The organism is Allobosea sp. 47.2.35 (assembly GCF_024655635.1).
GTDB lineage: Bacteria > Pseudomonadota > Alphaproteobacteria > Rhizobiales > Beijerinckiaceae > Allobosea.
Map to the genome: position 1 here is coordinate 20,191 of NZ_JANLGI010000022.1, position 25,285 is coordinate 45,475.

Annotated in this window: 28 protein-coding genes; 11 read left to right on the forward strand and 17 right to left on the reverse strand. The window is 67.1% G+C overall.

The annotated features are described in order from the left end of the window. Positions 1-17: 17 nt before the first annotated feature. The 3 genes from NUV79_RS21435 (at position 18) to NUV79_RS21445 (ending at position 2,965) form a co-directional block, all read left to right on the forward strand. A complete protein-coding gene (locus tag NUV79_RS21435; RefSeq protein ID WP_173043230.1) occupies positions 18-1,040 on the forward strand; it encodes a zinc-binding dehydrogenase in 1,023 nt (340 codons plus the stop codon). A 117-nt stretch (positions 1,041-1,157) separates the two neighbouring features. Then, a complete protein-coding gene (locus tag NUV79_RS21440; RefSeq protein WP_374679313.1) occupies positions 1,158-2,129 on the forward strand; it encodes a lipid A biosynthesis lauroyl acyltransferase in 972 nt (323 codons plus the stop codon). A 68-nt stretch (positions 2,130-2,197) separates the two neighbouring features. Then, positions 2,198-2,965, forward strand: a complete 768-nt coding sequence (locus tag NUV79_RS21445) for a DUF1223 domain-containing protein (RefSeq protein ID WP_257735101.1) — start codon at positions 2,198-2,200, stop codon at positions 2,963-2,965. 18 nt (positions 2,966-2,983) lie between these two features. On the opposite strand, the gene NUV79_RS21450 is transcribed toward NUV79_RS21445, so the two are convergent. The 3 genes from NUV79_RS21450 to NUV79_RS21460 form a co-directional block, all read right to left on the reverse strand. Beyond that, complete coding sequence (locus tag NUV79_RS21450) at positions 2,984-3,589, reverse strand: TPM domain-containing protein (RefSeq protein WP_257735102.1); 606 nt, start codon at positions 3,587-3,589, stop codon at positions 2,984-2,986. Next, positions 3,589-4,386 (reverse strand): TPM domain-containing protein, encoded by a 798-nt coding sequence (locus tag NUV79_RS21455; RefSeq protein WP_257735126.1) that lies wholly within the window; start codon positions 4,384-4,386, stop codon positions 3,589-3,591. Before NUV79_RS21455 ends, NUV79_RS21450 begins: the two co-directional genes overlap by 1 nt. A gap of 61 nt (positions 4,387-4,447) precedes the next feature. Beyond that, positions 4,448-5,050, reverse strand: coding sequence for a LemA family protein (locus tag NUV79_RS21460; RefSeq protein ID WP_374679310.1), 603 nt, complete (start codon positions 5,048-5,050; stop codon positions 4,448-4,450). A 124-nt stretch (positions 5,051-5,174) separates the two neighbouring features. Here NUV79_RS21460 and ggt point away from each other — a divergent pair, with 124 nt between their 5' ends. Beyond that, the gene (gene ggt, locus NUV79_RS21465; protein WP_257735103.1) at positions 5,175-6,911 is read left to right on the forward strand and encodes a gamma-glutamyltransferase; all 1,737 of its coding nucleotides are present in this window, start codon (positions 5,175-5,177) and stop codon (positions 6,909-6,911) included. 6 nt (positions 6,912-6,917) lie between these two features. Here the strand turns inward: ggt and NUV79_RS21470 are convergent, their stop codons facing one another. The 3 genes from NUV79_RS21470 to NUV79_RS21480 all read right to left on the reverse strand — a co-directional run bounded on the left by NUV79_RS21470 (position 6,918) and on the right by NUV79_RS21480 (position 9,385). Then, positions 6,918-7,397, reverse strand: coding sequence for a hypothetical protein (locus tag NUV79_RS21470; RefSeq protein ID WP_257735104.1), 480 nt, complete (start codon positions 7,395-7,397; stop codon positions 6,918-6,920). A gap of 3 nt (positions 7,398-7,400) precedes the next feature. Further along, a complete protein-coding gene (gene rlmN, locus NUV79_RS21475; RefSeq protein WP_257735105.1) occupies positions 7,401-8,627 on the reverse strand; it encodes a dual-specificity RNA methyltransferase RlmN in 1,227 nt (408 codons plus the stop codon). Positions 8,628-8,776: 149 nt separating this feature from the next. Then, complete coding sequence (locus NUV79_RS21480) at positions 8,777-9,385, reverse strand: invasion associated locus B family protein (protein ID WP_257735106.1); 609 nt, start codon at positions 9,383-9,385, stop codon at positions 8,777-8,779. Between the two features lie 185 nt (positions 9,386-9,570). Here NUV79_RS21480 and NUV79_RS21485 point away from each other — a divergent pair, with 185 nt between their 5' ends. Beyond that, on the forward strand, positions 9,571-10,545 hold the full coding sequence (locus NUV79_RS21485; RefSeq protein WP_257735107.1) for an NADPH:quinone oxidoreductase family protein: 975 nt from the start codon (positions 9,571-9,573) through the stop codon (positions 10,543-10,545). Positions 10,546-10,552: 7 nt separating this feature from the next. Here NUV79_RS21485 and NUV79_RS21490 read toward each other — a convergent pair whose 3' ends face one another. Next, positions 10,553-10,888 (reverse strand): YkvA family protein, encoded by a 336-nt coding sequence (locus tag NUV79_RS21490; RefSeq protein WP_257735128.1) that lies wholly within the window; start codon positions 10,886-10,888, stop codon positions 10,553-10,555. 218 nt (positions 10,889-11,106) lie between these two features. Between NUV79_RS21490 and NUV79_RS21495 the strand changes: the two genes are divergently transcribed. After that, the gene (locus NUV79_RS21495) at positions 11,107-11,892 is read left to right on the forward strand and encodes an SDR family NAD(P)-dependent oxidoreductase (RefSeq protein WP_257735108.1); all 786 of its coding nucleotides are present in this window, start codon (positions 11,107-11,109) and stop codon (positions 11,890-11,892) included. Between the two features lie 2 nt (positions 11,893-11,894). Here the strand turns inward: NUV79_RS21495 and NUV79_RS21500 are convergent, their stop codons facing one another. The 4 genes from NUV79_RS21500 to ftsY all read right to left on the reverse strand — a co-directional run bounded on the left by NUV79_RS21500 (position 11,895) and on the right by ftsY (position 14,982). Next, positions 11,895-12,608, reverse strand: coding sequence for an RES family NAD+ phosphorylase (locus NUV79_RS21500; RefSeq protein WP_257735109.1), 714 nt, complete (start codon positions 12,606-12,608; stop codon positions 11,895-11,897). Continuing rightward, the gene (locus tag NUV79_RS21505; RefSeq protein ID WP_257735110.1) at positions 12,605-13,018 is read right to left on the reverse strand and encodes an MbcA/ParS/Xre antitoxin family protein; all 414 of its coding nucleotides are present in this window, start codon (positions 13,016-13,018) and stop codon (positions 12,605-12,607) included. Before NUV79_RS21505 ends, NUV79_RS21500 begins: the two co-directional genes overlap by 4 nt. A gap of 69 nt (positions 13,019-13,087) precedes the next feature. Further along, positions 13,088-13,711: a septation protein A gene (locus tag NUV79_RS21510; RefSeq protein WP_257735129.1), complete on the reverse strand. Its 624-nt coding sequence runs from the start codon at positions 13,709-13,711 to the stop codon at positions 13,088-13,090. Between the two features lie 8 nt (positions 13,712-13,719). After that, a complete protein-coding gene (gene ftsY, locus NUV79_RS21515) occupies positions 13,720-14,982 on the reverse strand; it encodes a signal recognition particle-docking protein FtsY (RefSeq protein ID WP_257735111.1) in 1,263 nt (420 codons plus the stop codon). A gap of 70 nt (positions 14,983-15,052) precedes the next feature. Here ftsY and NUV79_RS21520 point away from each other — a divergent pair, with 70 nt between their 5' ends. Further along, positions 15,053-15,805: an RluA family pseudouridine synthase gene (locus NUV79_RS21520; RefSeq protein WP_374679311.1), complete on the forward strand. Its 753-nt coding sequence runs from the start codon at positions 15,053-15,055 to the stop codon at positions 15,803-15,805. A 6-nt stretch (positions 15,806-15,811) separates the two neighbouring features. Here the strand turns inward: NUV79_RS21520 and NUV79_RS21525 are convergent, their stop codons facing one another. From NUV79_RS21525 to NUV79_RS21540, 4 genes are all read right to left on the reverse strand, one after another. Next, on the reverse strand, positions 15,812-16,108 hold the full coding sequence (locus tag NUV79_RS21525) for a 4a-hydroxytetrahydrobiopterin dehydratase (RefSeq protein WP_257735112.1): 297 nt from the start codon (positions 16,106-16,108) through the stop codon (positions 15,812-15,814). Further along, the gene (gene thpR / locus NUV79_RS21530; protein ID WP_257735113.1) at positions 16,105-16,677 is read right to left on the reverse strand and encodes an RNA 2',3'-cyclic phosphodiesterase; all 573 of its coding nucleotides are present in this window, start codon (positions 16,675-16,677) and stop codon (positions 16,105-16,107) included. Before thpR ends, NUV79_RS21525 begins: the two co-directional genes overlap by 4 nt. Positions 16,678-16,917: 240 nt before the next feature. Next, positions 16,918-17,973 carry an aldo/keto reductase gene (locus NUV79_RS21535; RefSeq protein ID WP_257735114.1) on the reverse strand — a complete coding sequence of 352 codons (1,056 nt, stop codon included), beginning with the start codon at positions 17,971-17,973 and terminating at the stop codon, positions 16,918-16,920. 81 nt (positions 17,974-18,054) lie between these two features. Continuing rightward, the gene (locus tag NUV79_RS21540) at positions 18,055-18,663 is read right to left on the reverse strand and encodes an arylesterase (protein ID WP_257735115.1); all 609 of its coding nucleotides are present in this window, start codon (positions 18,661-18,663) and stop codon (positions 18,055-18,057) included. A gap of 180 nt (positions 18,664-18,843) precedes the next feature. Between NUV79_RS21540 and NUV79_RS21545 the strand changes: the two genes are divergently transcribed. The 4 genes from NUV79_RS21545 (at position 18,844) to NUV79_RS21560 (ending at position 23,797) form a co-directional block, all read left to right on the forward strand. After that, complete coding sequence (locus tag NUV79_RS21545; RefSeq protein ID WP_257735116.1) at positions 18,844-19,545, forward strand: ABC transporter ATP-binding protein; 702 nt, start codon at positions 18,844-18,846, stop codon at positions 19,543-19,545. A gap of 2 nt (positions 19,546-19,547) precedes the next feature. Next, positions 19,548-22,133: an ABC transporter permease gene (locus NUV79_RS21550; RefSeq protein WP_257735117.1), complete on the forward strand. Its 2,586-nt coding sequence runs from the start codon at positions 19,548-19,550 to the stop codon at positions 22,131-22,133. A 219-nt stretch (positions 22,134-22,352) separates the two neighbouring features. Then, on the forward strand, positions 22,353-23,135 hold the full coding sequence (locus NUV79_RS21555; RefSeq protein ID WP_257735118.1) for a Bax inhibitor-1/YccA family protein: 783 nt from the start codon (positions 22,353-22,355) through the stop codon (positions 23,133-23,135). A gap of 125 nt (positions 23,136-23,260) precedes the next feature. Further along, on the forward strand, positions 23,261-23,797 hold the full coding sequence (locus NUV79_RS21560; protein WP_257735119.1) for a GNAT family N-acetyltransferase: 537 nt from the start codon (positions 23,261-23,263) through the stop codon (positions 23,795-23,797). A 21-nt stretch (positions 23,798-23,818) separates the two neighbouring features. Here the strand turns inward: NUV79_RS21560 and NUV79_RS21565 are convergent, their stop codons facing one another. Next, the gene (locus NUV79_RS21565; RefSeq protein WP_257735120.1) at positions 23,819-24,187 is read right to left on the reverse strand and encodes a DUF2794 domain-containing protein; all 369 of its coding nucleotides are present in this window, start codon (positions 24,185-24,187) and stop codon (positions 23,819-23,821) included. Positions 24,188-24,570: 383 nt separating this feature from the next. Next, complete coding sequence (locus NUV79_RS21570; RefSeq protein WP_257735131.1) at positions 24,571-25,119, reverse strand: peroxidase-related enzyme; 549 nt, start codon at positions 25,117-25,119, stop codon at positions 24,571-24,573. Positions 25,120-25,285 lie beyond the last annotated feature (166 nt).

Sequence of the window (25,285 nt, forward strand, 5' to 3'; positions counted from 1 at the left end):
TGAAAGGTCGAAAACCGATGCGTTCCCTCCAGCTCCACGGCGATCGCGACCTGCGCCTGGAAGAGATCGAGCCGCCGCCGCCGCCCGCTCCCGGCGAGGTGCAGATCCGTATCAAGGCGGTCGGACTGAATTATCTCGACCTCTGGGGCTTCCGCGGCATGGCCTTCGCCAAGCGCAAGATGCCGCAGGCGGCCGGCGTCGAGGCCGCTGGCGAGATCGTCTGCGTCGGCGAGGGCGTCACCGGCTTCGCGCCCGGCGACACCGTCACGGCCTATGGCGCCGACACCTGCGGCCAGTGCAAGGCCTGCCGCGAGGGCCGCGACAATCTCTGCGAGAACGTCGCCGGCATCATGGGCTTCCATATCGACGGCTTCGCCCGCGAATTGCTCAACCGCCCGGCCCGCCTGACCATCAAGGCGCCGAAGGGCGTCTCCTTCGAGGACGCCGCCTGCGCACCGATCGGCTTCGGCACGGTCCAGCACATGCTCTTCGACAACGCACGGCTGGAGCCCGGCGAATCCGTGCTCGTTCATGCCGGTGGATCGGGCATCGGCACGGCCGCGATCCTGATGGCCAAGGCGATCGGCTGCACGGTCTACACCACCGTCGGCGACGACGAGAAGGGCGCCAAGGCCAAGGCGCTCGGCGCCGACCACGTCATCAATTACCGCGAGGACCGCTTCGAGGGCGTTGTCCGCAAGCTGACCGGCCGCAAGGGCGTCGATGTCGTGTTCGAGCATGTCGGTGCCGACACCTGGAACGGCTCGCTGCTCTGCCTGAAGCGCGGCGGCCGGCTCGTCACCTGCGGCGCCACCTCCGGCCCGTCCGCGACGATCAACCTGATGCAGCTCTTCCAGCAGCAATACCGCATCACCGGCTCCTTCGGCTGCCGGATCGAGAACATCGCGCAGTCGCTGGAGAAGATGGCCGGCGGCATGAAGCCGGTGATCGATTCGGTCTTCCCGCTCGCCGAGTTCGAGAAGGGCCTCGCCCGCATCGAGGGCCGCAAGGTCTTCGGCAAGGTCGTCATCGCCTTCTGACAGGGACCTGTTTCCCGCCAAGGACTTGACGCAGGCGCGTTCCTGCCCCAGATCGCCCGTTTAGGCCCGGTCTTGCTCTCGGCACGGGCGTTTCAGGCAGGACCGACCTTGAGACGATTGAAGGCTATCGCCGCGCGCATCGGCGCGGCGGCGATGATCGGTGTGATCCGCGCCCTGTTCGCGTTCCTGCGCATGCTCGGCCCTGAGCGCGCCAGCGATCTCGGCGGCTGGCTCCTGCGGACAGCGAGCCCGCTGATCCCGGTCAACCGCGTCGCGCTCGCCAATATCCGGGCCGCCTTTCCCGAGAAGGACGAGGCCGAGGTCAAGCGCATCGCGCGCGGCGCCTGGGAGAATCTCGGCCGCGTCGCCGGCGAATACGCCAACCTCAAGGCGCTGTTCGACTACGATTACCACAACCCCGACAAGCCCTCGCGCGTCGAGGTCAAGGGCATCGAGCATTTCATCGCGCTCAAGGACGACGAAAAGCCCGGCCTGATCTTCTCGACCCATCTCGCCAATTGGGAACTGCCGGCGATCTGCGCGCAGGCCTACGATCTCGAGACCACCGCGGTCTTCCGGGCCCCCAACGATCCCGCGATCGCCGCCGTCGTGCACGAGATCCGCTCCGGCGCGATGGGCGGGCTTGCCGCCGCCAAGCAGGGCGCGGCCTTCGCCATGCAGGGCGTGCTGGAGAATGGCGGCCATCTGGGCATGCTGATCGACCAGCATTTTACCCGCGGCGTCGTGGTGCCCTTCTTCGGCCGCCCGGCCCTGACCAACCCGATCATGGGCAAGTTCGCCAAGCGCTTCGAATGCCCGGTCCATGGCGTCCGCGTCATCCGCCTGCCGAACCACCGCTTCCGGCTGGAACTGACGCCGCCGCTCGACCTGCCGCGCGACGCCAATGGCGAGATCGACGTGCAGGGCGCGATGGCGATGATGACGGCCGTCGTCGAAGGCTGGGTGCGCGAATATCCCGAGCAATGGCTCTGGATGCATCGCCGCTGGCGGCCCAACATGATCTCGGCCGCCGCGCGCGAAGCCTTCGATCACGCCAGCGCGACCGTGCCGGTTTTCAAGGCAACGTGATTTCCCTCGCGCGCAGATTGCGGGCTTTGGTAACCTCCGGAAAAGAAGTCGTCCGCAGAGTCCAGATCATGTTTCCTCGCCCGCGCCATCTCGCAGCGACCGTTGCCGCCTTTGCCTTGGGCATGGCGACCGCGCACGCGCAGGCGCCGGCGAAACCGCCCAAGGCGGTGATCGAGCTCTTCACCAGCCAGGGTTGTTCCTCCTGCCCGCCGGCCGATGCGCTGGTCGTCGAGCTGGCCAAGGACCCCGAGCTGATCGCGCTGACCCTGCCGGTAACCTATTGGGACTATCTCGGCTGGAAGGATACGCTCGGCAAGGATTCCTTCGCCAAGCGGCAGAAGCTCTATGCCAAGGCCCGCGGCGACGGGCAGGTCTACACCCCACAGGTCGTGATCAACGGCGCTGCCCATGCCATCGGCTCCGAACGCCCCGAGATCGAGAAAGCGGTGAACCAGTTCGCGACGACCGGATTCGCCGCCCGCATCGCCTTGAAGGAAGAGAACGGCGCCCTCCAAATTCGGGTCGCTTCGAGCGCAAGCGAGAGCGAGACGACGGCCGGCATCTGGATCCTGCCGACGACGCATCAGGCAGCGGTACCGATCACGCGCGGCGAGAATCAGGGCCGGACGCTGTCCTACGCCAATGTCGTGCGCGGCATGGTGCGTGTGGGCGACTGGACCGGCAAGGAGATCACCGTCACCGCGCCGCTCTCCGCCACCCAGGCGCCGGAGGCCGACGGGTATGTCGTGATCGTCCAGGCCGAACGCCCCAACAAATACGGCCACATGATGCCCGGCGCGATCATCGGCGCCGCCAAGGGACTGGCGAAACGCTGAACCAGCCGGCATCGTAATTTAAAGCAGAATCACCTTGTTCGAGAGCTCGTCGACATCGCCGGGCACCGGCGGTGCGTGCTGGGCCAACACCGTCCCGACCGAGCTCACGGCGGCGATCAATCCCTCCGTCAGCCGATCTTCGCGCGCGGCAGCGAGCAGCGGCTCGATGATGCCGCGCCAGGTATCCTTCTCGACCAGCCCGTCGATGCCGGTATCGGCCAGTATCTCGGCATAGCGCTCCTGCAGGGCGATATAGAGCAGCACGCCGGTGCGCCCCTTGGTCCGGGTCAGCCCCCGCGCCGTGAATTCCCGCAGCGCCACATCATGTGCGCGCCCGCGCTTGATGAAACCGGGCACGAAGCGCCCACCCCGGCCATACCAGAGCAGGCTCGCCAGCAGGGCGGCGGCGCAGATCAGCTGGATCAGGAAGATGCGCGGCGCGCTCATGACGGTGAGCCATAGCAGCGGCCATGGCACGAACAGCGCGAGCGTCAGCGCCATCATCGCCGGCACGTTGCGATAGCTCGATGCCGCTCGGTCGATCACCACGACGATCTCGCCCGCTGTCAGGCTCTCGGCGCGGCGCACGGCCTCCGCGATCGCATCCCTGTCGGCTGAATCCATCACCAGTCTCCCGAAGCCCCGCCGCCGCCGGACGAGCCGCCGCCACCTGAAAATCCGCCGCCGCCCGAGCTCCAACCGCCTCCGCCGCTGCTCCAACCGGAGCTGGAACCCGAACCAGTGCTCCAGCCGGTGCTCTGCGGCAGCGTCACCCATTGCCCGTTGCGCAGGCGATGCCGGCGCGCCCCGCCCTGCTGGCTCAGGCCGCGCAGGAAGGCGACGATGAACAGGAAGATGAAGATCATCGCAATGATGACGGCGATGTCCTCGCCAAGCGTGCTCTCGTCGGAACGCACCTCGGCGCGTCGTTGCCATTCCTCGGCATCGCCTGCGAGGATGGTCAGGATGGCGTCGACCCCGGCATCGATCCCCCCGGCGAAATCGCCGGTCTTGAATTTCGGTGCGATCGCCGTGGTGATGATGACCTTGGATAGCGCATCGGTCAGCGCGCCTTCGAGCCCATAGCCGACCTCGATGCGGACCTTGCGCTCCTTCGGCGCGACGATCAGGAGGGCGCCGTTGTTCTTCGCCTTTTCGCCCAGTTTCCAGTGCCGGAAGAGCCCGTTGGCGAAATCCTCGATCGTGACGTCCTGCAGCGAGGGCACGGTCGCGACCACGACCTGATCGGAGGTCTTGTCCTCATGCGCCTTGAGCTTGCCCTCGAGCTTTTGCCGGATATCGGGCGCGAGCAGGTTGGCGCCATCGACGACCCGACCGGTCAGGGCTGGGTAGGAAGGTTGTGCAGCGAGAGCCGGGAGCGCACAGAGCAAGAGAAGGAAGAACGCGGAAACACACCGCAGAACCCCTCTCCCACCCGGGAGAGGGGTTGCCCGCGCCTCTTCCGGCAAGGTCGTCACAACCTCAGAACTTCACCGCCGGCGGCCGCTCGGCACCTGCCGTCGCCGTGAACGTCTCCATCGGCTTGGCGCCCCAGAACAGCTTCGCCCAGATCACGCCCGGGAAGGTGCGGATCTCGGTGTTGAAGGCCTGCACCGCCTGGATGTAATCGCGCCGGGCCACCGCAACGCGGTTCTCGGTGCCTTCGAGCTGCGATTGCAGGGCGAGGAAGTTCTGGTTGGATTTCAGCTCCGGATAGCGCTCGACCGTGACGAGCAGCCGCCCGAGCGCGCCGGTCAGCTGGTTCTGCGCGTCCTGGAATTCCTTGAATTTCGCGGGATCGTTGATGGTCGAGGCATCGACCTTGACCTGGCTCGCCTTGGCGCGCGCCTCCACGACCGCGGTCAGGACCTCGCGCTCCTGCGCGGCATAGCCCTTCACGGTCTCCACCAGATTCGGGATGAGATCGGCGCGGCGCTGGTACTGGTTCTGCACCTCGGACCAGGCGGCCTTCGCCTTTTCCTCCAGCGTCGGCACGTTGTTGTAGCCGCAGCCGGCCAGCGCCACGCCAAGCATGCCGAGAACGAGCCAGGTGAGCGGCCGGCGAAGTTGAGTCACAATCGACATGCCGAAAACCCCTTTTGGCAACGTCAGAACAAGCGATTCGGACCTTACCCGCCAGCGCCCGCCCATCCAAGCTGTCACGCCGCGACGAATGGCCTATCCTGCGATACTCACCGGAGCTTCGCCCATGCGCCTGTCTCTCTTTCTCACCCTGTCATCCGCCCTGCTCGCCACCCAGATGGCCATCGCCCAGCCGCAAGCCCCTGCCCCGGAGGCCGCGACCGGGCGGGCAACCAAGACGCTGGGAACAGCCCAGCGCTTCATGGCCGCCGCCGCCAATCCCCTGGCCGCGACGGCCGGGCGCGACATCCTGCGTGCCGGCGGCAGCGCCACCGACGCCGCCATCGCCATCCAGCTCGTCCTCAATCTGGTCGAGCCGCAGAGCTCCGGCATCGGCGGCGGCGCCTTCTTCGTCCATTGGGACGAGACCGGCCGCAAGGTGACGACGCTGGACGGCCGCGAGACCGCGCCGGCCGCCGCCAGGCCCGACCGCTTCATGAGGGACGGCAAGCCGATGCCGTTCCGCGAGGCCGTGGTCGGCGGCCGCTCGGTCGGCGTGCCCGGAACGCTGAAGCTGCTGGAAGAGGCGCATCGCCGCTGGGGCAAGCTGCCCTGGGCCGATGTCGTCTCCCCGGCCCTGAAGCTGGCGGAAGAAGGTTTCGCGATCTCGCCGCGCCTCAACGGCCTGCTCGCAGGCGAGAAGGACTTGGCCAAGAACGCGCTGGCCGCCGCCTATTTCTATGAGCCGGACGGCAAGGCCAAGGCGGTCGGCACCGTCCTGAAGAACCCGGCCTTCGCCGCAACGCTGCGCGCCGTCGCAGCCCAAGGCTCGGAAGCCTTCTACAAGGGCGCGATCGCCGAGGACATCGTCGCGACGGTCACCGGCCACCCGACCAATCCGGGCGACATCACGCTCGCCGATCTCGCCGCCTACAAGGTCGAGGAGCGCGAGGCCGTCTGCGGCGCCTATCGCATCTGGCGGCTCTGTGGCATGGGCCCGCCGAGCTCGGGCGCGGTGGCGCTCCAGCAGATGCTCGGCATCCTCGAAGGCCAGGACCTGCGCCGCATGGGGCCGGGCACTGACGCCGCCCACTGGTTCACCGAAGCCGGCCGGCTCGCCTTCGCCGACCGTGCGCTCTATCTCGCCGATCCCGCCTTCATCAGTGTCCCCGTGCGCGGCCTGATCGACCAGGACTATATCCGCTCGCGCGCCGGACTGGTCAGCCCCGAGCGCTCGATGGGTCGCGCCAAGCCTGGCGATCCGCCGCATCGACGCGCGCAGCTCCTCGCGCCCTCCGACGGCATCGAGAACGGCACCAGCCATATCTCCGTCGTCGATGCGGACGGCAACGCCGTCGCGATGACCACGACGATCGAGGACGGCTTCGGCTCGCGCCTGATGACCAAAGGCGGCTTCCTGCTCAACAACGAGCTGACCGATTTCAACTTCGCGCCGGAGGAGGACGGCAAGCCCGTCGCCAACCGCGTCGAGCCCGGCAAGCGCCCGCGCTCCTCGATGGCGCCGACGCTGGTCTTCGACGCTTTCGGCCGGCTCCATGCCGTGGTCGGCTCGCCCGGCGGCAGCCAGATCATCGGCTATGTCGCCAAGACGCTGGTTGCCCTGCTCGACTGGAAGATGGACCCGCAACAGGCCGTGGATTTCGGCAATTTCGGCAGCCGCAACGGTCCGACCGAGCTTGAGAAAGGCACCGAGGCCGAAGCCTGGAAGGCCGCGCTGGAGGCCAAGGGCCACGAGGTCCGCCTGCTGGAGATGACCTCGGGCACGCAGGCCATCGTCAAGACGCCGGAAGGCTTTCTGGGCGGCGCCGATGGCCGCCGCGAGGGCGTCGCGATCGGGGACTAAGCGGTATTACGGCTGTGCCGGGCGCTCGCCACCAGCGCCGCGTCCGGCGATCAGCCAGTAGACGAAGCCCGTCGCCGCGCCGACCAGGAAGAGGCCGGAGATGATCTGGATCTCGGCCGTGCTCGGCGCGCGCGACAGCCGGAGCATGGCAAGCGGCAGCAGGGCGGCGAGCAAGCCAGTGAAGCCGCTCTGAAGCAGGCCGCTACGCAAACGAAAAAGCTCCGAGCCCACCGCGACCAGCACCACCGGCGCCATGATGATCGCCATGCCGAGCTTGCCGATCAGGGCGAAGGCCGCCTGCGCGGCCGGCGCCGGATCGATGCCGCTCTCGGCGAGCCCGAACAGGATGTCGATCAAACGCTCGATGCCGCCGCCGATCAGCATGGCCACGGCGGGCGAAGCAAAGCTCGCCATGCCCAGGAAGAACACGCCCGCCCCCATCGCGACGAGGCAGGCGAACGGAATCAGCAGGATCCAGCGCAGCAAGGCTTACTCCGCCGCCACAGCGGGAGCGTCGGCCTGCGCCTCGTCCAGCATCAGGCGAGCGCGGGCGGAGAGCTTCTCAGTCTCGCTCTTGAGCTGGCCGCAGGCGGCGAGAATGTCGCGCCCGCGCGGCGTGCGCACCGGCGAGGCATAGCCGGCACGAAAGACGATCTCGGAGAAGCGCTCGATCCGGTCCCAGTCCGAGCACTCGTATTTGGTGCCGGGCCAGGGATTGAACGGGATCAGGTTGATCTTGGCCGGGATGCCCTTGAGCAGGCGGACGAGCTCGCGCGCCTCGGCATCGGAATCGTTCACGCCCTTGAGCATGACGTATTCAAAGGTGATGCGCTTGGCGTTCGAGAGCCCCGGATAGTTCCGGCAGGCGTCGAGCAGGTCCTTGATCGGGTATTTCTTGTTGAGCGGCACCAGCTCGTTGCGCAGGTCGTCGCGCACCGCATGCAGCGAGATCGCCAGCATCGTGCCCATCTCCTCGCCGAGCGGCCCGATCTGCGGCACCACGCCCGAGGTCGAGACCGTGATGCGGCGGCGCCCGAGCGACAGGCCCTGATCGTCGGTGATCACGCCGATCGCGTCGCGCACGCCGTCGAAATTGTAGAGTGGCTCGCCCATGCCCATGAAGACGATGTTCGAGACGAAGCGCCCGCCATCATTCGGCACGAAGGCGCCATCCGGCGCCTTGCGGTTCGGGAAATCGCCGAGCCGGTCGCGCGCCACCATCACCTGGGCGACGATCTCCTCGGTCTTGAGGTTGCGCACCAGGCGCTGCGTGCCGGTATGGCAGAAGGTGCAGGTCAGCGTGCAGCCGACCTGGCTGGAAACGCAGAGCGTGCCGCGATCGACCTCGGGAATATAGACGCATTCGATCTCGGCGCCGCGATCATGCGGGCCGGTCGAGGGCATGCGCATCAGCCATTTGCGGGTGCCGTCGGTCGAGACCTGCTCGGCCGTGACCGTCGGCAGATCGAGCGAAAAATGCTCGGCGAGCTGCCCGCGCAGCCCCTTGCCGATCGTCGTCATCGCGTCGAATTCGCGCACGCCGTAATGGTAGATCCAGTTCCAGAGTTGGCCGACGCGCATGCGCCGCTCCTTCTCGGGCACGCCGATCTCGGCCAGGGCCTCGGTCAGGCCGGCGCGGGTGCGCCCGACCAGCGAGGGGCGTCGCAAAACGGGTTCGGCCGCCGGAGCGGCGGTAGCGGGAACGGATGCGGTCATCGGAGCTCTGTCGTCGCCCATCGGGGAAGGCGCGGGATTTCGCAGCTCCCTAGCACAATTCGGGCGAAAGCGGAAATCCGCCCTCCACGCAGATCATCCCAGCCGCGGCGAAGCGGAGAACCGGGATGACGGCGTGGAGCCTTTCAGCCTTACTTGCAGGCGTCCTCGGCCCGCTTCACGATCTGGCTGATGCCGGCGAGCGAGTATTTGTCGCTGGTCGGGTTGCCGCGCTTGGAGGTGCCCTTGATCTCCAGCCCGGAGCCGCGACGCAGAGCGTCGAGCATGCGCGGCTCCTCGGCCGGGTTCTTCAGCCACATGTTCTGACCCTTGGCGACCAGCGCGAAGCGCTCGTTGCCGATGATCGCCTGATGCTCGACCCCTTCCTTGAGATCGAAATTCATCACGAAGCTGATCTCGTTGCGCACGCCCTCGCCCGGCCGGCTGGAGACGAAGAGCAGGCCTTCGACATCCTTGAGATTGGCGGGGATGCGGGTCTCGGCCTTGGACAGGGCGTAGCAGACCTTGGAGCGACCCTGCTGCGAGGAGAAGGCCTGCCACTTGCCGGCGCTTTCCAGCAGCATCGCCTGGCCCTGGCCGGAGCTGGCGGCCGCCGTTGCGGCGGGCTTCGGCTTGGCGCGTTGCTGGGCGGCCGCGCCTGTCGGCAGCGACAGAACGGCGATGCCGCCCGCTGCGAGCGTTGCAGCAAACGCGGAACGGAGGGCAGCGGCGCGGGAGGCGCGGAGGAACGAGCTGATCATGGACCGCCATCAGTCACTAAAAAACTTAATACCGCGTTTACCACCTGTTGATCAGGCGCGCTCACGCGGGGACGGCGGCATAGAGTGTCACGATCCTGGCGAAAATACGAATGATGACGGGGCGGTTCCGTGCCGCCTCCGGCCGTGCCAGAATCGGAACCGTTGACGACGAAGGCGGATCAACGATGAAGGCCCTGCTCTGCGACCATCACGGCCCGGCCGAGGAACTGGCGATCCGCGACCTGCCCGATCCGGAGCCCGGCCCCGGCGAGGTCGTCATCGCGGTTAAGGCCGCCGCCCTCAATTTCTTCGATACGCTGATCATCCAGGGCCGCTACCAGACCAAGCCGGCCTTCCCGTTCTCGCCCTCGGCCGAATGCGCCGGCACCATCGCCGCCATCGGCGAGGGCGTGACCGGCTGGCAGGTGGGCGAACGCGTCGCAGCCTGGCTGGGCTATGGCGCGGCCCGCGAAAAGGTCGCGGTTTCCGCCGATCAGCTCATCCGCATTCCCGGGCGGCTCGACGATGCGCAGGCGGCCGGCCTCTTCGTGACCTATGGCACCGCGATGCATGGCTTGATCCAGCGTGCCGGACTGAAAGCCGGCGAGACGCTCGCCGTCCTCGGCGCCTCCGGGGGGGCGGGACTCGCTGCGGTCGAGATCGGCGCCCTGCTCGGCGCCCATGTCATCGCTTGCGCCTCCTCGTCCGACAAGCTGGCGCTCGCCCGCGAGCATGGCGCACAGGAGGAGATCGACTATGCGCGCGACGACATCCGCGCCGAACTGAAGAAGCTGACCGAAGGCCGCGGCGTCGACGTGCTCTACGATACGGTCGGCGGCGAATTGGCCGGGCCGGCCCTGCGCTCGATGGCCTGGGAGGGGCGCTATCTCGTGGTTGGCTTCGCCGGCGGCGAAATCCCGAAGATCCCGCTCAATCTCTTGCTGCTGAAGGGTTGCGACCTGCGCGGCGTGTTCTGGGGTGATTTCGTGCGGCGCGATCCCGCCGGCCATCGCCGCAACATGGAGCGGCTTTTGGACTGGGCGGCGGGCGGCCATATCCGTGCCCATGTCCATGCCACGATCCCGCTGGAGCGCTGGACCGAAGCCTATGCGCTGATTGCCGACCGCAAGGCGAAGGGCAAGATCGTCCTGACGCTGTGACGGAGCCTCAGAGCTCCGCCATCGCCTTCTTCGCCCGCTCGCGATGCTCGATCGTGATCGAGCCGGCGACGGCCGCGATGGCAGCGGCGATCACCGCCGCATCGTCGGTGAAGCCGAGCAGCGGCATGATGTCCGGCAGCGCATCGATCGGCAGCACGAAATAGCCGAGTGCGGCAAGCAGCGTCATCCGCACGCGCCGCGGCGTCGCCGGATCGCGCGCACAGAACCACGCGGCCAGCAGATCCTCCGCAAACGGAATACGCTTCGCGACGCGCTTCAGCCTGGCCATGAAATCGGCGCCGAACTTCGCCTCGTCGCGCAGGCTCTTGCGGATCGCCTCCATCTCCTCGCGGCTGAAGCTTGCGCTGAACCCCTCGCTCATCCCTGTCTCTCTCCCAAGCATCGGGTGATGCCGATGATCGCGCGCTTCCTATCGAAGCGCCATGTTGAAAGATGGCCCCGGCGCAATCCTGCACAAGAGGTGGTTCCGAAAACCCGCTTGGAGCGACGCGAAACGCCCTCTAAACCGGCTGTCAGAACAAGATTGACGGGAAACGCGCCATGAAACTCGATTCCTCCCTCGCCGCCATCGTCACCGGCGGTGCCTCCGGCCTCGGCGAGGCGACCGCGCGCATGCTGGCGGGCCAGGGCGTCAAGGTCGCGCTGCTCGACCTCAATGCCGAGCGCGGCGAGGCCCTCGCGAAGGAAATCGGCGGCGTCTTTGCCCTCTGCGACGTCACCAGCGAGGCTTCGGTCGATGAAGCGCTGGCCAAGGCGCGTGCCGCCCATGGCGTCGCCCGCATCATCGTCAACTGCGCCGGCATCGCGCCCGGCCGCCGCGTCGTCTCGAAGAAGCGCGACACCGGCGAGCTCGTCGCGCATGACCTCGCCACGTTCGAGAAGGCGGTCGCGATCAACCTGAACGGCACCTTCCGCGTCATCGCCAAATCGGCCGTGGCACTGGCCGGGCTCGATCCGGTTACCGAGGATGGCAGCCGCGGCGTCATCATCTGCACGGCCTCGGTCGCGGCCGAGGACGGACAGATCGGCCAGGCCGCCTATGCCGCCTCCAAGGCCGGCGTCGTCGGCATGACCCTGCCGATCGCGCGCGATCTCGCCGGTGTCGGCATCCGCATCGTCACGATCATGCCCGGCCTGTTCGAGACCCCGATGTTCGCCGGCCTCCCCGACGATGCCAAGGCCTCGCTCGCGGTCTCGGTGCCGCATCCCTCGCGTCTCGGCCGCCCGGCGGAGTACGCCGCGCTCGCCCGCAGCATCATCGAGAACGACATGCTGAACGGCACCGCGATCCGGCTGGACGGCGCGATCCGTCTCGCGCCGAAATAGGCTCAGACGATGCGATAGACCTCGCCGGCGCTGCGGTCCCGGTAGAGGTCCACGCGCTCGCCATTCCAGTGATAGTCGAGATGCCGGCCCTGAACCGGGCGACTCGCGCCGTCGGGATAGAACAGCCCGGCGCATTCGCCGCCGGGGCAGCGCACGCTGGGATACGCGATGCCGGCCGAGCCGAGCCCCCGCAGGCCGATGCCGAGCGTCTGGCTCGCGGCATAGTCGGTTGGATCGAGTACGGGAGCGGCTTCGGCCCCGAGCGGCCTGATATCGTGAAGCTCCGCATCGACCTCCAGCACAACCTCGCGGAATTGCGAGGTCCAGCCCGGCGATTGTGACGTCGCCAACATGAAGCGGGCGTGGTGGTGGATCGTCTCCAGCAGCGCCACTTCGAAGCGATTCCCGACATAGAGCACGCCGAAACTGCCATCGCTGAAGCGGCTCGGCCGGTCCGGGCTGACATGGGTGAAGGGCGCCATCAGCCAGCTTGCACCCGGCCCCGACACGCGCCGCTCCGCCGGCACGAGATCGAGATTGCCGATCGTCTCCATCAGGCGCGGATTGGTCTTCTGCTCGGCCGCGATCAGGAGCGGCCAATCGGCGGGGTCGGCGATATCCTCGAACAGGTCGATCGGCGGAAAGATGCTGCGGATGATCCGGACCGCGCCGCGCCATGCGATCTCGGCGACCGGCAGGCTCGCCGGATCGATCACCAGGCGCCCCGCTCGGCATCGAGCAGGCGGCGCACCCGCATCAGATCGGTCAATTCGCCGCCGAGCATGACATCAACAGCCGATCTGCCGCCGAAATCGGCGTTGGCCCGCTTGATCCAGTCATAGCCGCGCTGCGGCTCGGTGAAGATCAGCGTGAGCGCCTTGTGAATGCCCATCAGGTTCGAAAGTCGGGCCTTGCCGTCGCGCGAGATGCGCCCGATCTCGCCGGCTTTCCAGCGCCGGTAGCTCCTGACCGGCAGATCGATCAGCACCGCCGCTTCCTCGTCGGTGATCCGCCAGAGCCGGAACAGGTTCACCGCCGCGCGGAACATCGCGGCGGCCTCGTCATCCGTGATCGGGTCGGGGACGAAATCGCGCTGGGCCGTCTCGATGCGCAGCAGGGCCGTCATGACATTGCTCTCCATTTGGCATAAAATGGAGATAATCTTGCCAAATGGCAAGAGGTCGTGATTCTCGACCTATTCCTCGGCCTTCGCCGGCTTGATCTCGTGCTTCAGGATCAAGGGCGTCTGGGCCAGCGCAAAGGCCATGGTCAGTGGCATCACGCCCCAGACCTTGAAGGCAACCCAGAAATCCTGGGTCTGCGTGCGCCAGACCACCTCATTGATGGCCGCCAGCACGAAGAAGAACAGGCCCCAGCGGAAGGTCAGCTTGCGCCAGCCTTCCTCGTCGAGTTGCAGCACCGTCTCCAGCACCAGCGAGAGCAGCGAGCGCCCGAAGAACAATCCGCCAAGCAGGACCGAGCCGAACAACGCGTTCACGATGGTCGGCTTGACCTTGATGAAGAAGGCATCGTCCAGGGCCAGCGTCAGACCGCCGAAGACGGTGACGACGATGGCGTTCACGATCGCCATGCGCGGCAAATAGCCCATCAGCGCCCGCGACAAGGCCAGCGCGATCAGCGATGCCGCGATGAAGATGCCAGTCGCGACGAAGATGCGCCGGTCCTCGGCCACGCCGAGCAGCCGGTCGCCATAGGAATTGGCGAAGAAGAAGATCGCCAGCGGCCCGAATTCCAGCGCGAGCTTCAGCAGCGGATTGACCGCCCTGCCCTTCTCCGCCGCGCCTGCCGGTTGCTGCATCGTCTCGCTCACGCCGCCTCTCCCAATCCCGCCACGGCGCGAGCAAAGTCGCGCGCCGAAAACGGCTCCAGATCCTCGACGCTCTCGCCGACGCCGATGAAATGCACGGGCAGGCCGAACTGCGCCGCCAGCGCGACCAGGATGCCGCCGCGCGCCGTGCCGTCGAGCTTGGTCATGACGAGCCCGGTCACACCCGCGGTCTCGCGGAAGGCCTCGACCTGCGAAATCGCGTTCTGGCCGACTGTGGCGTCGAGAACGAGCAGGGCCGCATGCGGCGCGCTCGGGTCCTGCTTGCGGATGACGCGCACGACCTTGGCGAGTTCGTCCATCAAGCCCTGCTTGTTTTGCAGGCGGCCGGCGGTGTCGATCAGCAGCGCGTCGGTGCCATTGGCCTTGGCCTTCTGCAAGGCCTCGAAGGCGAGGCCCGCCGCATCGGCGCCCTGCTGGCCATAGACGACCTCGGCGCCGGTGCGTTCGCCCCAGACCCGCAACTGCTCGATCGCGGCGGCGCGGAAAGTATCGCCAGCCGCGAGCATCACGGATTTGCCCTCGCTGCGGAATTTCGCGGCGAGCTTCCCGATCGTCGTGGTCTTGCCGGAGCCATTGACCCCGACCATCAGCAGCACGAACGGCTTTTTCGTGGCGTCGATCGCCAGCGGCTGGGCAACGGGCACGAGGATCGACTCGACCTCGCGCGCCAGGATCGCCTTAACCTCGGCCGGGTCGATCTGCTTGTCGTAGCGCCCGTCGCCGACCGCTTTCGCGATCTTCGCTGATGTCGCGAGCCCCAGATCGGCCTGGATCAGGATATCTTCCAGGTCCTCCAGCGTGCCGGCATCGAGCTTGCGCTTGGTGAAAAGGTCGGTGATCCCCGTCGTCAGCGCCGAGGACGTCCGCGACAGCCCCTCGGTCAGCCGCCGCCACCAGCTCCGCTTCGGCTGCGGCGCCGGAGCGTGAGTCGGTTCAGGAACGACGACCGGCGCGGGCTGCGGAGCGACGGCGGGTTCCGGTTCCGGCTCGACCGGCAACGAATCGCTTTCGACGAGAGCGGGCGGGGTGACAGGCTCGGGAAAAGCTGTCTCGACGGCAGGCGCCGCCGTTTCGGCAACCGGAGCAGGAGCAACCTCTTCGACCTCCGGCTTCAGCTCCTCGACAGGCTCGACGGCCTGTTCGGTCACCGTCTCCGGGGTGGGTGCCGGCTTGGCCGGTTCCTCGTCGCGTCCGAACAGCCTCGAAAAGAAGCCGCGCTTTTTCGGTTCGGTCTCGCTCATTGCCATCCTGTCTTCGGTTCGGCGGCTGTCTAAGGTTGCGCCACCGGGCCGGCTTCGCTAGCGCAATGCCATGGCAACGCCGGACCGACCAGAAAATTCGCAACCTGCGGGGCAGGACGACGCCGAACTGCCGGTGCCGCTGCTCTATCGCGACGCCATGATGCTCGTCATCGATAAGCCTGCCGGCCTGCCCTCGCATCGCGGCCCGCAGGCCAAGCGCCGGATCATCCCGGTCCTGACCGATTATCTCGATGCGCTGCGCTTTGGCCTGCCACGCAAACCGGAAGCCGCCCATCGGCTCGACAAGGACACGTCCGGCTGCCTCGTGCTCGGGCGGCATCCCCGCGCCATGGCCGAGCTCAACCAGATGTTTCGCGACGGGCGCATCGACAAGACCTATTGGGCGATCGTGCAGGGCAGCCCTGCGGAAGACGAAGGATTGATCGATTTTCCCCTCGCCAAGCGCTCGCCGGAGCGCGGCTGGTGGATGAAGGTCGATCCCGCCGGCCTGCCCTCGCAGACCCGCTATCGCGTGCTCGGTCGTGGCGAGAGCGAACATGGCCCGCTCGCCTGGATGTCACTGGAGCCGCTGACCGGGCGAACACATCAGCTGCGCGTTCATTGCCAGGCCTCGGGCTGGCCGATGCTCGGCGACGAGATCTACGGCGATGCCCCGCGCGAAGGCGGGCCGGGCCTCCAGCTTCACGCACGGGCGATCGCCGTGCCGCTCTACAAGAAGCGCGATCCGATAACGGTCGAGGCACCGCCGCCGCCACATATGCTGGCCGCGCTCGGGGCCTGCGGCTGGAAGCCTCAGGGCTGAACCGCTTCAACTCACCAGCGCGTCGATGGCGCGCGCCAGCTTGACGTCGAGTTCGGTCAACCCACCGGCATCATGGGTCGCGAGCGTGACATCCACGGTGCGATAGACATTCGACCATTCCGGATGGTGGTTCATCGCCTCGGCGAGCAGGGCGACGCGCGTCATCCAGCCGAAGGCCTCGCTGAAATCGCGGAAGACGAAACGCCGGCTGATCGCCTCGCGGCCCTGCACCAGCTTCCAGCCGGTCAGCGTCGCCAAGGCTTCGGCTTGCGCTTCGGGCGAGAGCCGCTTCGGCCGCGTCATCGGCGCATCTCCCGTGACAGGCGATTCGGATAGGAGGGGCCGAGCGGGTAGGCCGCCTCCAGCACATAGGGGCCGCCGCCGATCGAATCGCGCGAGGACATCAGGGCCACGCGGCGCGCGGTGAAGGTGAACGGCCTGATGATCGGATGCAGGCTGAGGAAATGCGCCAGCTCGACGGGGGTCGTATCGCGTAACCTTGCCAGCGTGACATGCGGCACGAATTTGCGCGCCTCCGCCGGCAGGCCGAGCCGGCGCATCTGCCGTTCGAGATCGGCCTGGAGATCGGTCAGGGCCTTGCTGGGTTGCGCCCGTGCGAACAGCGCGCGCGGCTTGTCGCCGCCGAAGCTGCCGAGCGCATCGAGCGTCACCTCGAACGGATAGGCCGTGAGGTCGGAGAGCATATGGTCGATATCGTTCGCCATGCGGCGGTCGACATCGCCCAGGAAACGCAGGGTGATGTGATAGTCGGCCGGCTCGATCCAGCGCGCGCCCGACAATCCGCCGCGATGCAATGTCAGCCCGGTCGCGACCTCGGCAGGGATTTCCAGAGCGATGAACAGCCTCGGCATGAGCGAATCCCTGCCAAGCGATTGTGACTCTGGCGAGACGGTAGAGCAGGAAGCCGGCTCAAGGGAATTGTTTTTGCGCCGTGATCGTAACTCATCCCCACCACGTCATCCCGGACAAGCCGCGTCAGCGGCGCCGATCCGGGATCCATGCCGGAGCGCTCCCGATCGAGGTTCAGGCATGGATCCCGGGTCGACCTATGGTCGCCCGGGATGACCCGCGATGGGGTCGGGAATGCGGAATCAGGGGCAGGGATTGCCGACGAGCTGATGGATCGCGTCGATCTTCGCCTCGACCTCGGGCGAGAGCTTCACGTCGATCGAGGCGATATCGGTCCTGAGCTGCTCCATCGTGGTCGCGCCGATGATGTTGGCGGTAACGAAGGAGCGGCTGTTGACGAAGGCGAGTGCCATTTGCGCGGGGTCCAGCCCGGCCTCGCGAGCGAGCGCGATATAGCGCTTGATCGCCGCCTCGGCGCCTTCCGTCTGGTAGCGCTGGCCGCGGTCGAACAGGGTCGTGCGCGCACCCGCCGGACGGGCGCCGTCGAGATATTTGCCGGTGAGATAACCCTGCGCCAGCGGCGAATAGGCGAGCAGGCCGACATCCTCGCGCAGCGCGATCTCGGCCAGAGCCGTCTCAAAGGTGCGATTCAGCAGGTTGTAGGCATTCTGGATCGACTGCACGCGCGGCGTGCCACGTGCCTCCGAATCGGTCACGAAGCGCATCGTGCCCCAGCCGCTCTCGTTGGAGAGGCCGAGATGGCGGATCTTGCCGGCCTTCACGACGTCCGCGAAGGCGTCGAGCTGTTCGGCGATATCGGTCTCGTCGGCGGCCCGCGCATAAGCTTCCCTGGAGAAGCGTGTCGGGTTCGAGCCCCACTGGATCGGCCGCTCCGGGAAATGCAGCTGGTAGAGGTCGATATAGTCCGTCTGCAGCCGCTGCAGGCTCTTGTCGACCGCCTCGAAGATCTGCTTGCGCGTCACCCGCGTCGGGCTCTTGTCGTCGCGGAACCAGGTATTGCCGCCGCGCCCGCAGACCTTGGACGCCAGGATGACCTTGTCGCGGTTCTTCCGTGCCTTGAACCAGCTGCCGATAATCCGCTCGGTCGAGCCTTGCGTCTCCGGCCTCGGGGGGATCGCGTAGAGTTCGGCGGTGTCGAAGAAATTGACGCCCTGCTCGATGGCGTGGTCCATCTGGGCATGGCCTTCGGCCTCGGTGTTCTGCTCTCCCCAGGTCATGGTTCCCAGGCAGATCACCGAGACCTTGAGATCGGTGCGTCCGAGGCGGCGGTATTCCATGGCGAAGCAACTCCGGAAGCGGGGGCCGGCGGGCGGCAATGCAAGAATCGGGGATACGCGCGCGGAGAACCCGCAGGCGGATCAGGACCTGGGCGGCAAGGTGGCGATGAAGCGCTCGACCGTCGGCAGGATGGTCCGGACGATGACGGTGACGCCTTCGGCCGTGGGATGAAGCCCATCCGCCTGGTTCAGGGCGCGGTCACCCGCGATGCCTTCCAGGAAAAACGGGTAAAGCACCAGCCCGTGCTTCTTCGCAAGCTCGGGATAGATCGCATCGAAGCGTTTCGCATAATCCTCGCCGAGATTGCGCGGCGCATACATGCCGGCCAGCAGCACCGGGATCTTCCGCTCGGTCAGGCGCGCGATGGTCGCTTCGAGGTTTTGCCGGGTCAGAGCCGGGTCCACCCCGCGCAAGGCATCGTTCGCGCCGAGTTCGAGGATGACGCCGTCGGTGCCATCGGGCACCGACCAGTCGAGCCGTTCGAGCCCGCCCTGCGTCGTGTCGCCGGAGACGCCGGCGTTCACGATTTCGACAGCAAGGCCCTTCTGGCGCAAAGCCTGCTCCAGAACGGTCGGGAAGGCTGCACTGCCCGGCAGGTTGTAGCCCGCCGTCAGCGAATCGCCGAGGACGACGAGCTTCAACGAGCGCCCGGCACTGGAATCTGGCGGGGGATTCTGGGCGCCGGCCATGTCAGGGGACCCGATGAAAAGCAGCAGGAAGGCGACGAAAAACGTCGCAACCGATTGGACAAGCGCGAATCCGCGCCCATATGGCCGCAGACCACGCAGCACCGTGGCTCCGCCCCGCTCGGGGCGTGATTCAGTGCGAACGGGGTTGGCGATGGAACCGTAAGTCAGGATCATGGCGTGATGAGCGAGAAGGCCGCTTCGGCAATCGAGTTGCAGGATGTCCACCTGAGTTTGGGGCGTGGCGCCGCCCGCGTCCATATCCTCAAGGGCGTCTCGGTGTCGCTGACCGATGGCGAGGCGACCGGCCTCGTCGGCCCCTCCGGCTCCGGCAAGTCGACCCTGCTGATGACTATGGCCGGGCTGGAGCGCCCCGATTCGGGCGTCGTCCGGGTCGCCGGCCAGGATCTCGGCGCGCTCGACGAGGACGGGCTCGCGATCTTTCGCGGACGGCATATCGGCATCGTCTTCCAGTCCTTCCACCTCGTCCCGACCATGACGGCGCGCGAGAACGTCGCGCTGCCGCTGGAACTCGCCGGCCACACGGATGCCTTCGCCCGCGCCGAAGCGGAACTGCGCAATGTCGGCCTGGGCCATCGCATGGACCACTACCCCGCCCAGCTCTCGGGCGGCGAGCAGCAGCGCGTCGCCATCGCGCGCGCCGTCGCGCCGGACCCGGCCATCCTCGTCGCCGACGAGCCCACCGGCAATCTCGACGAATCGACCGGCCGCGCCATTGTCGACCTGATCTTCGCCCTGAAGCGCGAACGCGGCGCCACGCTCGTGCTCGTCACCCACGACCTTTCGCTCGCCGCGCTCTGCGAGCGCACCGTCCGCCTGCGCTCCGGCGTGATCGAGGCCGAGCCCGAGACGGCGGTCGCCTGACGATGCACGCACCCGTCAAGCCGTCCCAAAGCCCGGCCTACCGCGCCCCCGGCATCGGTCTCGTCCTGCGCCTCGCGATCCGCGATCTGCGGGCCGGCCTGCGCGGCTTCGGCATCTTCATCGCCTGCCTCGCGCTCGGCGTGATGACCATCGCCGCCGTCGCCTCGGCCTCGCGCGGCCTGACCGAGGGCCTCGCTCGCGAAGGCCGCCGCATCCTCGGCGGCGACGCCGCCTTCAGCTTGATCCATCGCGAGGCGACCCCGCCCGAGCTCGCCTTCCTGACCGCACGCGGCGCCGTCTCCAGCATCGCGACCATGCGCGGCATGGCCAATGCCGGCGAGAAGGGCGCGGCCCTGGTCGAGATCAAGGCGGTCGATGCGGCCTATCCGAGCATCGGCACGGTCGAGACCGACCCGCAAGCGCCATTGCCCGGCCTGCTCGACCAGCGCGATGGCGCCTATGGCGCCGTCGCCGACCCCGTCCTGTTCGGCCGGCTCGATCTCAAGCCCGGCGATATCGTCACGGTCGGCGGCGCGAAGATCCAGCTGCGCGCCAATCTCATCTCCGAACCCGACAAGATCGCGGCCGGCGTCGGCTTCGGCCCGCGTCTCCTGATGTCGCAGGACGCGCTGAGGGCGACCGGCCTGATCCAGCCCGGCAGCCTGATTCGCTGGACCTATCGCCTCCAGCTGCCGCCGACTGCGACGAGCGACGCCGATCTTGAGAAGCTGATCGCGGATGCCGGCACGCAGCAACGTGATGCCGGCTGGGAAATCCGCTCCCGCGCCAATGCCGCGCCGAGCTTTCAGCGCAATCTCGAACGCTTCACCCAGTTCCTGACGCTGGTCGGCCTCACCGCCCTGCTCGTCGGCGGCGTCGGAGTCGCCAATGCCGTGCGCCGCTTCGTCGATGCCAAGAAGCTCGATTTCGCCACGATGAAGGCGGTCGGCGCCACCGGCGGACGCGTCGTCGCGATCCATCTGACCGAGGTCATGCTCGTCGCCGCGATCGGCACCGCCATCGGCCTCGTGCTCGGCGCCGCGGCGCCCTTCGGCCTCGGCGCCATCGTCCAGAGCATCCTGCCAGTGCCGTTCGAGCCGACGCTGGCGCCGGGCGAACTCGCCATCGCCGCGCTCTATGGCCTGCTGACCGCGCTCGTCTTCGCGATCATCCCGCTCGGGCGCGCCCACGATGTCCCGGTCTCCGCCCTGTTCCGCGACAAGGTCGAGCCCGATCCGCGCCGTCCGCGCGCGATCTATCTCGTCCTCTGCGCGCTGGCGCTCGCTGGTCTCGCCGGCGTCGCCATCGGCTTCGCCTATGATCGCCGGATCGCGCTGATCTATATCGGCGTGATGTTCGGCGTCTTCCTGCTGCTGCGCGCCGTCTCGCTCGGCCTGATGGCCCTGGCCCGCCGCATCCCGCGCCCGCGCCGGCCGGCCCTGCGCATGGCGCTGGCCAACAGCCATCGCCCGGGCGCGCTGACACCGGCGCTCGTGCTCTCGCTCGGCCTCGGCGTCGCGCTGCTTTCGGCGCTGTCCTTCATCGATGTCAGCCTGACCCGGCAGCTCACCGGCGCCCTGCCCGACAAGGCGCCGAGCTTCTTCTTCCTCGACGTACCCAGCCGCGATTCCGAGCGTTTCGACGCCTTCCTCGCGGCCGAGCGGCCAGGCGCCAAGACCGAGCGCGTGCCGATGATGCGCGGCCGCATCGTCTCGGTGAACCAGACCCGCGCCGAGGACATCAAGGCCAGCGAGCAATCCGCCTGGGTGCTCGATGGCGACCGCGGCATCACCTACGCCGCCGCGCTGCCGGAAGGCTCGCGCATCGCGGCCGGCGAGTGGTGGCCGGCCGATTATCGCGGCGAGCCGCTGGTCTCCTTCGACGCGCAGAACGCAGCCGGCATCGGGCTGAAGATCGGCGACAGGCTCACCGTCAACGTGCTCGGCCGCAACATCACCGCCCGCGTCGCCAATTTCCGCACCGTCGACTGGCGCTCCTTCGGCATCAATTTCGTCATGGTGTTCTCGCCCAACACCTTCGCCGGCGCTCCGCACACCAATCTCGCCACCATCGCGGCGAGCCCTGACGGCAAGGGCGCGACCGACGCCGCGCTGATGCGGCGCCTCGCGCTCGACTTCCCCGCCGTCACGGCAGTCCGGGTCAAGGACGCGCTCGAAGCGGTCAACACCATCGTCGCCCAGCTCGCCATGGCGATCCGCGGCGCCTCCGGCCTCGCCATCGCAGCGAGCCTGCTCGTGCTCGGCGGCGCGCTCGCGGCCGGTCAGCGGGCGCGGCTGTATGACGCGATGATCCTGAAGACGCTCGGCGCGACCCGCCGCTTCATACTTTCGTCGTACGCCCTTGAATACGCCGCCATCGGCTTCGTCGCGGCCGTCTTCGGCGTTCTCGCGGGTACAGCGGCGGGCTGGGGCATCGTCACGCAAGTGATGCGCATCGAGTTCGTCAGTGATCCCAGAGGAGCTATACTGGCTGCGACTGCCGCCGTCGGGGTTACCGTCCTGTTCGGGCTTGTCGGTACGATAAAAATACTAACGAAAGCGCCGGCTTCTCATCTCAGGAATTTATGATGACTATCTGAGAACGACTCTCGATAGACATTAAAATCCTGTAATTCTGCATGTGTGCAGCGCCGAACTTCTATGCCGGGTCCGGCCTTAACCATGGCGGGCTCTTGTAAGAACCGGCAAAGCCGCCCATATTCCCGTCATCGCGACTTTCGTGCGCGAGGACGGCTGGCGCTTGCGCGCTCTCCGTCGTCCGAAACTACGTCAGGGGAAACTCTCTTAATGAGCAACTTCGACCGCAATGCTCCAGTCTGGGGTGCCGGCCGCGCACAGCAGACCAGCGCCGTCGAGATGGATCAGGGCCTGCGCTCGTTCATGCTCGGCGTCTACAACAACATGGTGATCGGCCTTGCGATCTCGGCGCTCTTCGCGCTGGGCATCAACAAGATGGCCGTGACCGATCAGGCCAACGCCGTCGCCAAGATCGGCAACACCTATCTCACCTCCTTCGGCCAGCTGCTCTATGGCACGCCGTTGATGTGGGTGGTCGCGCTGGCGCCGCTGGCCTTCATCTTCTTCTTCTCGTTCCGCGCCGACAAGATGTCGGCCTCGTCCGCCCGGACGATGTTCTTCGCCTTCGCGGCGGTGATGGGCGTCTCGCTGTCGACGATCCTGATCCGCTACACCGGCGCGTCGGTGGTGCAGGTCTTCTTCATCACCGCGGCGGCCTTCGGTGGCCTCAGCCTCTACGGCTACACCACCTCGAAGTCGCTCTCCGGCATGGGCTCGTTCCTGGTCATGGGCCTGATCGGCCTGATCCTGGCCTCGATCGTGAACATCTTCCTGGCCTCGGGCGCCCTGGGCTTCGTCATCTCGCTGGTCGGCGTCGGCATCTTCGCCGGTCTGACCGCCTGGGATACCCAGCGCCTGAAGGAAATGTATCTCTACTCCGAGCTCGGCCCGGAGGAAGCTGCGAAGCTCTCGGTGAACGGCGCGCTGTCGCTCTACCTGAACTTCATCAACATGTTCCAGTTCCTGCTCTCGCTGATCGGCAACCGCGAGTGAGAACGACAGGCTCCTGAATGGGAGCGCACGAGCCCCGGCCCCACGGCCGGGGCTTTTTCTTTGGGCCAAATCTTCCCTCGAATTAAGCCTTCCCTTCTGGCACGCACATTGCTCATGCTTTGGGCATGACGACGCCTTCGATCCGCCCGGGCCTTCCCGCCGACATCCCCGCCATTGCGGCGATCTACGCCCATGCGGTGCTGCACGGAACCGCCTCCTGGGAGCTGGAGCCGCCGGATCAAGCGGAGATGCAGCGGCGCTACGAAGCGATCCTGGCTGGCGGCTATCCCTATCTCGTCGCGGAGCGGGACGGCGAACTCCTCGGCTATGCCTATGCCGGCGCCTACCGGCCGCGCCCGGCCTATCGCGCCACCGTCGAGAACTCGATCTATCTCGCGCCCGCGGCGCAGGGACTTGGCATCGGCAGCCTGCTGCTCGACGCCCTGATGCAGGCCTGCACCGAGCGCGGCTTCCGTCAGATGATCGCGGTGATCGGCGATGGCACCGGCGCCTCGGTCGGCTCGCGGCGCCTGCACGAGCGCGCCGGCTTCCGCCTGATCGGCATCGCCGAAAAGGTTGGCTTCAAGCATGGCCGTTGGCTCGACCAGATGCTGATGCAGAAGGAGCTGGGCGAGGGAGATCGCACGCCGCCGGGGTTCTGAATCCGGCGCCGTATCGGTGCGCTAGCTCACGACGCTGAGCTTGTTGTCGAGCACCTTGAGCACGCGCGACAGCTCCGAACCCCGCTTCAGGATCAGCCCGGTCGCCGCGACGACCGAATAGGCACCCTGCCGCCGCGCCAGGGCCGGATCCTTGACGATTCGGTAGAGCGGCATCTCGGACGAGCGCCGGAACACCGAGAACTGCGCCTTGTCCTTGAGGAAATCGATGGCGTAGTCACGCCATTCGCCGGCCGCGACCATCCGGCCATAAAGATTGAGCAATTCGCTGAGCTCGCGCCGGTCGAAGGTCACGGTGGCCGGCCGCGACGGCGCCGGGAAGTTCACAACCGCGCTCGCGGCCTGCGGTTGTGGCGTTTCGCTCTCGCTCATGGCGCCTCCCTTGTCGGGGCCTCACCAAATCATCCCCGGATGATGCGCCCGCGGTCCTGTGCTGGCAAGGGACTAAGCCAGCGAGCGATCACACGCTGGGTCGGCCATTGTCAGAGAATGCCCCATTTTCGCCGCGAACGCGCCAAGCGAGCGCCAAGTTGCGACGTTCAACTCCCTTCGTTGCCTCGACGGCCCGGTTTCACTGATCGCCGGTTTGTCAGCCCCCCAGCCCCCCGGAGTTCGGGCGGAGCCGGGCCACCGAGTCGAGGCCAACTAGCGGCTGGCATTGCGCCGGCCGTTTTTCTTTTGGGGCTCCAGCATCACCGGTGTCATTCCGGGGCTTCGCGGAGCGAAGAGCCCGGAATGACAAACGTGGGCACGCCTTACCTGGCCTGGCCGTGATATTCCGCGTTGGGCCGCATATCGACCGCCGAGGCCATCCGGTTCGACATGTTGTAGAAGGACGCGACGGCACCGATATCCCAGATGTCGCGCTCGCCGAAGCCCGCCTTGCGCAGCGCCTCGCGATCCTCTTCGCCGATCAGATGCGGCGTCTCCGTCAGCTTGACCGAGAAATCGAGCATGGCGCGGTGCCGCACCGAGAGTTCCGCTGCCCGGTAGTTCATCACCATGAGCTCGCCCAGCACCGGATCGCCGGAGAGCTGGCGCACCGCCGCGCCATGGGCGGTGAGGCAGTAATAGCAACGGTTCACGCTGGAGACCGCGACCGCGATCATCTCCCGCTCCAGCTTCGACAGGCCGGACGGCGCCAGCATCAGGTCGTTGTAGAAGGCGGCGAAGGCCGTGAGCTTGGCGTCGTCATGGGCGTAGGAGGTCAGGACATTCGGCACGAAGCCGAGCTTTTCCTGGCATTTCGCGAAATAGGCCTGGTTTTCGGCCGACAGCGCCCCCGGCTTCAGGTCCAGCGCCATCACGGCCGGCGGCGAATCCTGGCGCGCCGGCTCTTCTCCCACCTTGGGTTTGTCATGCTTTGTTGCCATGGTGTGTCCTGTCGAGTCGGGGGCAGCGTCAGTTTGCCGCTTTTTCAGGCACGGCAAGTTGAAAGGCTCCGCAGCCTATGTCATCGCTGCGGCAAAA